At 68.9% G+C, this 9,049-nt stretch carries 10 protein-coding genes and 2 pseudogenes; 4 read left to right on the top strand and 8 right to left on the bottom strand.

Translation table 11 applies throughout. From position 1 onward, the window contains the following. Position 1: 1 nt before the first annotated feature. The 4 genes from AC5P09_RS01255 to AC5P09_RS01270 form a co-directional block, all read right to left on the bottom strand. The gene (locus tag AC5P09_RS01255) at positions 2-397 is read right to left on the bottom strand and encodes a TadE/TadG family type IV pilus assembly protein (RefSeq protein ID WP_493871997.1); all 396 of its coding nucleotides are present in this window, start codon (positions 395-397) and stop codon (positions 2-4) included. A 2-nt stretch (positions 398-399) separates the two neighbouring features. Then, a complete protein-coding gene (locus AC5P09_RS01260; RefSeq protein WP_493871998.1) occupies positions 400-1,659 on the bottom strand; it encodes a CpaE/TadZ family protein in 1,260 nt (419 codons plus the stop codon). A 9-nt stretch (positions 1,660-1,668) separates the two neighbouring features. Then, entirely contained in the window at positions 1,669-2,376 is a 708-nt protein-coding gene (gene cpaB, locus AC5P09_RS01265; protein WP_493871999.1) for a Flp pilus assembly protein CpaB, read from the bottom strand. 66 nt (positions 2,377-2,442) lie between these two features. Further along, on the bottom strand, positions 2,443-3,363 hold the full coding sequence (locus AC5P09_RS01270) for a hypothetical protein (RefSeq protein WP_493872000.1): 921 nt from the start codon (positions 3,361-3,363) through the stop codon (positions 2,443-2,445). A 324-nt stretch (positions 3,364-3,687) separates the two neighbouring features. On the opposite strand from AC5P09_RS01270, the gene AC5P09_RS01275 reads away from it, so the two are divergent. Beyond that, positions 3,688-5,388 (top strand): chitinase, encoded by a 1,701-nt coding sequence (locus AC5P09_RS01275; protein ID WP_493872001.1) that lies wholly within the window; start codon positions 3,688-3,690, stop codon positions 5,386-5,388. 63 nt (positions 5,389-5,451) lie between these two features. Here the strand turns inward: AC5P09_RS01275 and AC5P09_RS01280 are convergent. From AC5P09_RS01280 to AC5P09_RS01290, 3 genes and pseudogenes are all read right to left on the bottom strand, one after another. Beyond that, positions 5,452-5,619 (bottom strand): annotated as a pseudogene (locus AC5P09_RS01280) (IS3-like element ISRhosp5 family transposase); the annotation flags it as partial. Positions 5,620-5,622: 3 nt separating this feature from the next. Beyond that, positions 5,623-5,922: pseudogene (locus AC5P09_RS01285) on the bottom strand (DUF7660 family protein); the annotation flags it as partial. Positions 5,923-6,080: 158 nt separating this feature from the next. Further along, on the bottom strand, positions 6,081-6,566 hold the full coding sequence (locus AC5P09_RS01290) for an ATP-binding protein (RefSeq protein ID WP_493872002.1): 486 nt from the start codon (positions 6,564-6,566) through the stop codon (positions 6,081-6,083). A gap of 273 nt (positions 6,567-6,839) precedes the next feature. On the opposite strand from AC5P09_RS01290, the gene AC5P09_RS01295 reads away from it, so the two are divergent. Together AC5P09_RS01295 and AC5P09_RS01300 are read left to right on the top strand one after the other, a co-directional pair. Beyond that, on the top strand, positions 6,840-7,691 hold the full coding sequence (locus AC5P09_RS01295; RefSeq protein ID WP_493872003.1) for a helix-turn-helix domain-containing protein: 852 nt from the start codon (positions 6,840-6,842) through the stop codon (positions 7,689-7,691). An 11-nt stretch (positions 7,692-7,702) separates the two neighbouring features. Continuing rightward, complete coding sequence (locus tag AC5P09_RS01300; protein ID WP_493872004.1) at positions 7,703-7,894, top strand: hypothetical protein; 192 nt, start codon at positions 7,703-7,705, stop codon at positions 7,892-7,894. 30 nt (positions 7,895-7,924) lie between these two features. Here the strand turns inward: AC5P09_RS01300 and AC5P09_RS01305 are convergent, their stop codons facing one another. After that, complete coding sequence (locus tag AC5P09_RS01305) at positions 7,925-8,320, bottom strand: hypothetical protein (protein ID WP_493872005.1); 396 nt, start codon at positions 8,318-8,320, stop codon at positions 7,925-7,927. A 169-nt stretch (positions 8,321-8,489) separates the two neighbouring features. Here AC5P09_RS01305 and AC5P09_RS01310 point away from each other — a divergent pair, with 169 nt between their 5' ends. Beyond that, complete coding sequence (locus AC5P09_RS01310; protein WP_493872006.1) at positions 8,490-8,999, top strand: SigE family RNA polymerase sigma factor; 510 nt, start codon at positions 8,490-8,492, stop codon at positions 8,997-8,999. Positions 9,000-9,049 lie beyond the last annotated feature (50 nt).

The following is a 9,049-nucleotide window of genomic DNA, read 5'->3' on the forward strand; positions in this document are numbered from 1 at the left end:
CTCAGTCCTTCTCCTCCTCCACGGCACCCGCGTGACCCTCGACCTCGAACGGGAAGCCGATGGAGCCCGGGAAGAGGACGGGGACCTCGAGCGTGACGTCGGCCGTGACATAGCCGCCCGCCGTGTCGCACTCCACCGTGCCGCTCCACGCGTCCGGCAGCTTGTCCAGGCCCGCCTGCTGACACGCGCCCTGCCGTGCACCCGGGTCCGCCGCCGTCGCCGCCCGTACCGCCTCGTCCGCAGCATTCCCCGCGAGCGTGTACGTGTATCCCAGCAGCACGAACTGCCACATCAGCACCAGCGTGAGGATGATCAGCGGGGTCATGCCGAGGAACTCGATGGTGACCTGGCCGTCGTCCCTCCGACCGGCGAAGCGCCTCCGCCCGGGATGACGCATCCCTACCTCCCCAGCTCTCTGCGCCGCCGAAAGCCGATCGCCGACCGGTCGCCGTTCCGCAGCCGGCCGGCGCGGTGGCCGGGCGACTCGGCCCCCTTGACCAGGCCCAGTTCGCCCGCGAGGCCCCACAGGGCCTGTTTCACGGTGCTGCGGTTGTCGAGTTCGTGGACGCGGCCGGCGTCCACCGCGCTCTGGAGTTCCTTGAAGTTGGCGGGGATCGCGGTGCCGGCGACGGCCGTGCCGGTGATCTTCTGGATCAGCGGGGGCTGGATCTCCGTACCGCGGCTGTGGCGGTTGACGACGACCGTCGTCTCCTCGGCCTTGCGGATCTGCAGCCGGTCCCACATCCGTACCGTGCGCTTGGCGCCCCGGACCGCCACCACGTCCGGTGTCGTGACCAGCAGCGCGGTGTCGGCCATCTCCACGGCGGCCGCGCCCGCGCCGCTGAGCTGGGAGCCGCAGTCGACGACGACGATCTCGTAGCGGGAGCGCAGGGCGCTGACGATCTGGCGGGCGGCGCGGTCGGTGACCTCCTCGCCGCGTTCGCCCTCGCCGGGGGCGAGCAGCAGGGCGAGGCCGGTGTCGTGGCGGAAGACGGCGTCGGCGAGGACGCGGGGCGAGATGTCGGTGATGGTGGCCAGGTCGACGACCGAGCGGCGGAACTGGACGTCCAGGAACGAGGCGATGTCCCCGGTCTGGAGGTCCATGTCGACCAGGGCGGTGCTGCGGCCGGACGCCTGGGCGGCGAGGGCGAGTTGGATGGAGGTGAGGGTCGCGCCCACGCCTCCCTTGGCCCCGCTGACCGTGACGACGGTGCCGCCGACGCCGGTGAACACGTCGCCGCCCGCGCCGAGGTGACGCCGTACGCCCACCGACCACTGGGCGACCGCCTGGACGCGGATGGCCAGCTCCTCGTACCCGAGCGGCAGGGCGATCAGGCCCCGGGCGCCGTAGTCCATGGCGGCCTGGAAGAGGCCGGGGCTGGCGTCGGAGGTGACGAGGATGACGCCGACGGCCGGGAAGCGGAGGGCGACCTCGCGGATCAGCTCCAGGGCGGGAACCGGTCCGATGCGCTCGTGGACGACGACGACCTCGGGCAGCTCGTCGATCGACTCGGCGGCGAGGCGGGCGAGGGTGTCGATGAGCTGCGTGGAGTCGGTCACCGGGGCCACCGGCTCGGCGTCCGGGAGCTGGCTGAGGAGTGTGGTGATGGACCGGACCGCGTCCGCGTCGCCGACAGCCGGGAGGATCCTCGTGGGCATGGCGGCCTCTCACTTGTCCTTGGCGAGTTCGTAGGTGCGGTCCTGCTCCGGGACGGTGGTGTCGGTGCCGGGCGCGACGAGCGCGAGCCGGACCTCCTCGGCGAACGACTCCGCGTACGTGATGCGCTGGGCGTCGACGGTGGTGAGCGCGAAGGTGATCGGGACGGCGTCCGTCTCCTGCCGGGTGTTGTCGCTCTCGTCGGGCTTGAGGGCGGTCAGCTTGCCGACGTCGAGGACCTTGGCGTTCGTCACGATAATCTTCGACTGGGCCGGGTCACCCTCGCGCTGCCCCTCGAAGGTGGCGTACACGTTGACCGAGGAACCCGGCGTGATCTTTCCCGCCACTCCGGTCGCCGCGTCGATCATGATGGCGACCTCCTGCTGGCCGGGCTGCAGGGCGGGCTGGTCGACGATCATGTCGCTCTGCAGCAGGGAGCCCGTCTTCAGCGTGGTGACGGCGATCTTGCCGCGGATCTGGGAGAGATCGGTGACGGCGGTCTCGGAGAGCCAGCGCTCGGGCATCTCGGTCTTCTCGAACTGGCCCGCGCTGAGGCTGGTGTAGGGCTGCACGTCGGACTTCAGCCGGTACGCCGTGACCTCGGGGCCGACCTTGGACTTCACGTCGTTGATGACGGACAGCACGCCGGCGAAGGCGCCGAGGGCGCACAGGACCGACAGAAGCAGGAGTATCACGCCGCGGCGCTGACGGGAGTTCATGAACCGTGCAACCTCATTGGGGGTTCGGTCGAGCGGAGTCGGTGGGTGCGGGCGGCCTTCGGGGGGTTACCCAGCGGGAAGTTGGTTCTGGTTCCGGTTCTGGTACCGGGGTGACACAGCTGACGTCGGTGATGCGTGTGGTCCTGCCGGTGCGGGGGCCGTCGCGGAGCAGAAGACGCAGCGGTCGCCGATGAGGTCGATTCCGCACCAGTGACAGATGTTCTGCCGTACCGAGGTGACCAGTTGGTAAAGCACCGACAGGTCGGGCAGGAAACTGCAGAACTCGATCAGCCTGCCGGTCCCCCACCACCGCGCGGACTCGGCCGGCAGCGGGCACTCGCGCAGCCCTTGTACGTTCCACGCCTTGGCCAGCGAGTCGTTGACCCAGTCGGACTGGAGCTGGCCTCTGGCCACCAGCATCGACGTGGCGAACTCCGGGCCCGCGAGGGTGGCCCCGGGCCCGATGCGCTCGAGCTGCGGCTGCGGATGGGCGAGCACCGCGAACTGGCTGCCCGGCACCCAGGACTTGGCGTGCGACTTCAGGCCCACGGGCACCCGGTCGAGCTTGGTGACGGTGCCGAGGAGCGCGCCCGCGTGGATGTAGTGGGTGAGCAGCCGGCCGGCCGAGGCGAGCACGCCCGGACCGAGGTCGCAGGAGGCGAGCTGCCTCAACTGACGTGCCAGGACGGCGAGTCCGAGGGGCGGCAGTTCGGGACGGAACAGGGCGATACGGTCGCTCTCCAGCAGGGACCGTACGGTGTGCAGCCGCCGTTCGGTCTGCTGTGACACCGCCTGCGAGCAGACGACGATCACATGTCCGTGCTGGTCGATCAGTGACTGCAGGACGGCCAGCGACCGGTCGAGCGGCTCGCTGTCCAGGTCCGGCAGGACCACGGCGGGCATGGTCCGTTGATCCTGCGGTGGCAGCGCCATGTCGGCACTGGTCACGGCGATGGCAGTTGGCACGCGCAGCTCCCCGAATCCCATGCCCGTCGGCCCGCCCGGCCCTACCCCGGCGCACCCAGTCGACTTCACTGCGTGACTACCTGAGCACTGTATCCACGCCCCTGTGACCGGAGAACAGCGTTTCTGTGACTTCCTGGTCCTGTTGGGAGCACAAAAGGGGGCTATTTCAGTCCAGATGGGGCGCATGTGCCACGTGATCTTTTACTGCGGGGGGAGTTGACCCCGCAAAAGCACCCCTACCCCTCCCGAGCTCTTGACAGGTGAATTGGTCTGGACCAACTTGTACGCCAGCGGTGGCCACCGTCGTCCTCTCCTCTCCGCCCCTCTCCCCCACCGGAGGCCCAAGTGGACCCCGTACCAGGCATACCCAGACGCACCCGGCTGCTGCTCCTTTCCGGAGCCCTCTCCCTCGCACTGGCCGTGGCCGGCGCGGGCCCGGCGTCCGCCGCGGACGTCAACAACGCGAAGAACGCCGGCTTCGAGTCGGGACTGACCAACTGGACCTGTTCCGCGGGCAGCGGTACGACGGTCCCCTCGCCGGTGCACGGCGGCTCGACCGCGCTGAAGGCGACGCCGGCCGGGCAGGACAACGCGCGGTGCGCCCAGACGGTGGCGGTGAAACCGAACTCGACGTACACGCTGAGCGCGTGGGTGCAGGGCGGGTACGCCTATCTGGGCGCGACGGGCACGGGCACGACGGACGTGTCGACGTGGACGCCGGACTCCACCTCCTGGAAGCAGCTGACGACGACCTTCAAGACGGGCGCGTCCACAACTTCGGTGACGGTGTACACGCACGGCTGGTACGGGCAGGCGGCGTACTTCGCGGACGACGTGTCGGTGTACGGCCCGGACGGCGGCGGGGGCGGCGACCCGGCCCCGACGATCCCGGCGACACCGAGCGGTCTGTTGGTGGCAGGAACCTCGGCGTCGTCGGTCTCCCTGTCATGGGGCACGGTCCCGGGCGCGACCGGCTACCACGTCTACCGCAACGGCACGAAGGTGACGGCGGTGACGGGAACGTCGGCGACCGTGACGGGCCTCGCGGCGTCGACGTCGTACTCCTTCCAGGTCACGGCGACGAACGCGGCGGGCGAGTCGGCGAAGTCGGCGGCGGTGACGGGGACGACCACGGCGTCTCCGGGCGGTGGTGATGTCTCGCTGCCAAAACACGCGGTGACGGGCTACTGGCAGAACTTCAACAACGGAGCGACGGTCCAGAAGCTGTCCGACGTCCAGTCCCAGTACGACATCATCGCGGTGGCCTTCGCCGACGCGACGACCACACCGGGCGCCGTGACCTTCAACCTCGACTCCGCCGGGCTGGGCGGCTACACGGTCGACCAGTTCAAGGCGGACGTGAAGGCGAAGCAGGCCGCCGGGAAGAAGGTCATCGTCTCGGTGGGCGGCGAGCGGGGGACGGTGTCGATCAACGACTCGGCCTCGGCGACGAACTTCGCGAACTCGGTGTACGCGCTGATGCAGACGTACGGCTTCGACGGCGTCGACATCGACCTGGAGAACGGGCTCAACGCGACCTACATGACCCAGGCGCTGCGGGCGTTGTCCGCAAAGGCCGGCCCGTCGTTGATCCTGACGATGGCACCGCAGACCATCGACATGCAGTCCACGTCCAACGCGTACTTCCAGACCGCCCTGAACGTGAAGGACATCCTCACGGTCGTCAACATGCAGTACTACAACAGCGGCTCGATGCTGGGCTGCGACGGCAAGGTGTACAGCCAGGGATCGGTGGACTTCCTGACGGCCCTCGCGTGCATCCAGCTGGAGGGCGGGCTGGCTCCGTCACAGGTGGGGCTGGGGGTGCCGGCTTCGCCGAGTGGAGCGGGGAGCGGGTATGTGTCTCCGTCCGTGGTGAACAACGCGCTGGACTGCCTGGCGAAGGGCACGGGGTGCGGAACCTTCAAGCCGGCCAGGACCTACCCGGAGCTGCGGGGCGCCATGACGTGGTCGACGAACTGGGATGCGGCTGCGGGGAATGCGTGGTCCAACGCGGTGGGGCCGCACGTGCACGCGCTGCCGTAGACTGTCGCAGGATTCTTCGGAGCGGCACCCGGGGCTTCACCCTGCGTGGTGGACACCGTTTTGCTATGCGGCAGTGGCCAGCGTATCCGTTCGCTGCTCGAAGGTGATCGAGCTGACCTGCAGGGTCTTCCGTTTCCGGGCCGCATTAAATGATTCCGCGGCGGCGTTGTCCGCGCTCGCGCCAACCGCTCCCCGTGACCTGGTCACGCCGAGTTCGCGGCATATTCGAGCCGCCATGACCATGTTCGCCAGGAGGTTCCAGTCCGGCTGGTCCGGAACCCGCTCATCACGGTTCTTGTACCAGCCGGGCATGTCCACCACCCAGGCAGCCCACGCTTCGAGGAACCCTTCGAGCGTGCCGTTCTCCCGATCCTTAGGTCGATTCTGGAGATCAGCCAGAGCATCGGCGAGGAATCGGGCGAAGTCCTCGCGCGTTCTCACGAGATCTGCCTGTTCATCCAAACTCATTCGCTTCCCCCTGAACCACGATAGATGTGCGCGAGATGAGGATTTCGCGGACTGGTACACCGACATGCTCAACGCCCACCCGGTCGTCCTGGGAGATTGGCGGGTTTGGGCCAGGCGTGCGGCTGCGAGAGGCCGTTGAGCAGGCGCTATGAAACGCGCTGATGGCCCAAACCCTCCAATCGTGGCCCCGTTGCCCGGGGCGGAAGGTAGGGCCGGCGTCCAGCCTACGCTCCGTACAACACGGCACTCGCCCTTGGCAGGGTCGCCCACATCCGCGTCCCGCCGCCGGGTTCTCGTGCCTCGCCGAAGCCCCACATACCGTCGCAGGCGCGGCAGACGCAGGCCAGGACGCGGAGGGCTGCGCGGCGGCGGGTGTCGCAGGCGGTGGCGAGGTGGGGCTGGGTGTGGCGCGGGTGGCTGTCGTAGGCGATCAGGCGGAGGGTGGAGGAGCGGTAGCGGAGGGAGAGGTAGAAGGTTGGGGACTCCGTGAACTGGGCGGCCGTTGCGGTGAGTTCGCCTACTGCTCGTAGGGCCGGGTCCAACATGTCTTGCAGGTTGTGAGCCCTGAGGATCTCCCTCGTCGCCGCTCTCGCCAGCGCGGGGCTGGCCAACGCGGCCGGGAGCGTGAAGCTGTAGGACAGGGTTTCGGCAACGGGGGCGGTGGGGTCGGCCGCGAAGGTGGGGGCCACGGGGCAGCGGGAAATGGGCATGGCGGGACTCCTCGAATGTGTGCGGGGACTGTCGTGCGGTGATGACGGCGGCCGGTGGCTTGTCTCCCTGGCGCGGGCCCACCCCTCCCAGGGAAGGAGGTTGCGGGCAGGCTCGCGCGATGCGCTTCCGGTTGCCAGGTGTAGCTGACGCGCTACTCAATGCACCGAAGGCGGGGGCTATTTTGTTCCCTGATGGTGAAAGTTGGATCCTTCCGTGCTTCCGCCGCGCGGTCAGGCGGCAGACTTCCTACGACCGCACGCGGAGGGATCGGCATGGCAGCGAGGACTTCACCGACGGAGCGTCAGAAGCGACTTGGCGCCGAGTTGCGCAGACTGCGCATGTCAGCGGGCATGACGGCGGAGTACGCCGCCGGGCTGCTTGGAGTGGACCGGGCCAAGATCTCCAACATCGAGACGGGTATCCGCGGCATCAGCGGGGAGCGCGTGCGTACCCTCGCCTGCAACTGCGACTGCCAGGACGAGCGGTACGTCGATGCACTGGTCGAGATGGCCCGCACCGGCCAGCGAGGCTGGTGGGACAAGTACCGCGGAGCGCTTCCCAAAGGGCTGCTGGACATCGCCGAGTTGGAGGCGAACGCCGTCCGGATGCGGGCCGCCTACTCCGTGCACATCCCGGGGCTGTTGCAGACTTCCGACCACGCACTCGCCATCTTCCGGGTGGTCATTCCGGAGCTGCCGCACCACGAGGTCGCCCTGCGTCTTGCTCACCGCGTGGAACGGCAGCAGGTGCTGGACGGCGACAACGCGCCCGACTTCGTCGCCATCGTGCATGAGGCCGCGCTCCGGATGCGGTTCGGCGGACCGGAGGTTGCCAGAGCTCAACTCGACTATCTGGTCAAGAAGTCCGAGCAGGACAACGTGACGCTGCTGGTCATCCCGTTCGAGGCAGGTGCGTTTCCCGGGGCCGGGCAGACCGTGCTGTACGCGGAGGGACCCGTGCCGCAGCTGGACACCGTTCAGATCGACAACTCTCACGGACCCGATTTCCTGTACGCGGAGGCCCAGTTGGCGAAGTACCGTGCCCACCTGGACTGGATGGAGGGCATCGCCCTGTCGCCTGCAGCATCGCGCGACTTCATCCGGGGCATCGCCACCGACCTGTGAGGAGAAGCCCGATGATCGAGATCACGTGGGAGGAGCCGTTCTGCGGTGAGGGAAACTCCTGCTTCCGCCTCGGCACCGACCCCCAAGGCAACGCCTACATCGCCATAGCCGGCTCCGAGGACACCTACCTCACCGACTCCCGCGAAGCGCTCCGCACCATGATCCTCGACATCAAGGCAGGGAAGGCAGACCACCTCCTCTGACCGCGCCCCCTCCGACCCGCCCGCCCCGACCTACCCCATCGGCCGGTAATACCCCAGCACCGCCGGCAGCTGCCCGAACCACTCCCCCAGCAGCTCCCTCGGTTTCGCGTCCACAACGCACTCGTACACGCCGCCGTCGACGTGGACGACCGCCATCATGAGGGACTTGCCCGAAGGGCTCGCCTTGTAGTGGACGCTGCGGACCTCCGGCCAGGGGAACTCGGCCTCGTGGCCGTTGATCTCGAAGACGACGCCCGAGGCCTCGATCGCGATCGAGCTGTGGCGGTCGACCGCGAGGAACTCCGGACCCGTTACGACGGGTTGGGGCGGCGGCGCGTACGCGTACTGCGGGGGCGGTGGGCCGAAACCCGGCGGGGGCTGGTGGCCGTACGGCGGCTGCGGTCCGTTCGTCGCCCCGTCGTTCATGGTCTGTCCGCTCCTCGCGCCTCACCGATGGTTCGGACGCAACCTACCCTCCCGTCGCCCGCCGGACCCTCCCGCCGAGCAGCCCGTGAAGTCGTCGTGAAACATTTCCGGGGGCCCACCGCATCAATAGGGGTGAGAGCACAGTCGGGGCACAGCGCAGGGGGAGCACATGAGGAAGGTCCTGGCGGATCAGTACGCGGAGTTCGCCGCGGCGCGCGCGGCGCATCTGTACCGGTCCGCGTGTCTGCTCACCGCGGGGGACACGCATCTCGCCGAGGACCTGGTGCAGGAGACCCTGGGCAGGCTCTACATCAGCTGGCACCGGGTGGCCCGCGTCGGCAACCCCGCCGGGTACGCGCAGACCGTCCTCACCCGGACCTTCCTCACCCACCAGCGGCGCCGCAGCAGCACCGAGCGGGCCACGGACGTGCTGCCCGAGCGGGCCGACGGTGCCCACGGCGACGTCTCGCTGCGGCTGACGCTGATGGAGGCGCTGGCGCGGCTGCCCGCCAAGGACCGGGCGGTGGTCGTCCTGCGGTACTGGGAGGACCGGTCCATCGAGGAGACCGCCGACGCGATGGACGCCAGCTCGGCCGCCGTACGGACCCGTTGCACCCGTGCCCTGGGGAGACTGCGCGAGCTCCTCGGCGAGGACCTCGCCGAGTACGTCAGTCCCTGACCCACAGTTCACCAACGACCTTCTCCAGCCTCCAACCACGCCGAAACGGT

It is taken from the genome of Streptomyces sp. a15, assembly GCF_059026085.1.

Coding starts and splice junctions, on each gene's coding strand:
- AC5P09_RS01255 (WP_493871997.1), bottom strand. CDS start 397: ATGCGTCATCCCGGGCGGAGGCGCTTCGCCGGTCGGAGGGACGACGGC.
- AC5P09_RS01260 (WP_493871998.1), bottom strand. CDS start 1,659: ATGCCCACGAGGATCCTCCCGGCTGTCGGCGACGCGGACGCGGTCCGG.
- cpaB (WP_493871999.1), bottom strand. CDS start 2,376: ATGAACTCCCGTCAGCGCCGCGGCGTGATACTCCTGCTTCTGTCGGTC.
- AC5P09_RS01270 (WP_493872000.1), bottom strand. CDS start 3,363: ATGGGATTCGGGGAGCTGCGCGTGCCAACTGCCATCGCCGTGACCAGT.
- AC5P09_RS01290 (WP_493872002.1), bottom strand. CDS start 6,566: ATGCCCATTTCCCGCTGCCCCGTGGCCCCCACCTTCGCGGCCGACCCC.
- AC5P09_RS01295 (WP_493872003.1), top strand. CDS start 6,840: ATGGCAGCGAGGACTTCACCGACGGAGCGTCAGAAGCGACTTGGCGCC.
- AC5P09_RS01300 (WP_493872004.1), top strand. CDS start 7,703: ATGATCGAGATCACGTGGGAGGAGCCGTTCTGCGGTGAGGGAAACTCC.
- AC5P09_RS01305 (WP_493872005.1), bottom strand. CDS start 8,320: ATGAACGACGGGGCGACGAACGGACCGCAGCCGCCGTACGGCCACCAG.
- AC5P09_RS01310 (WP_493872006.1), top strand. CDS start 8,490: ATGAGGAAGGTCCTGGCGGATCAGTACGCGGAGTTCGCCGCGGCGCGC.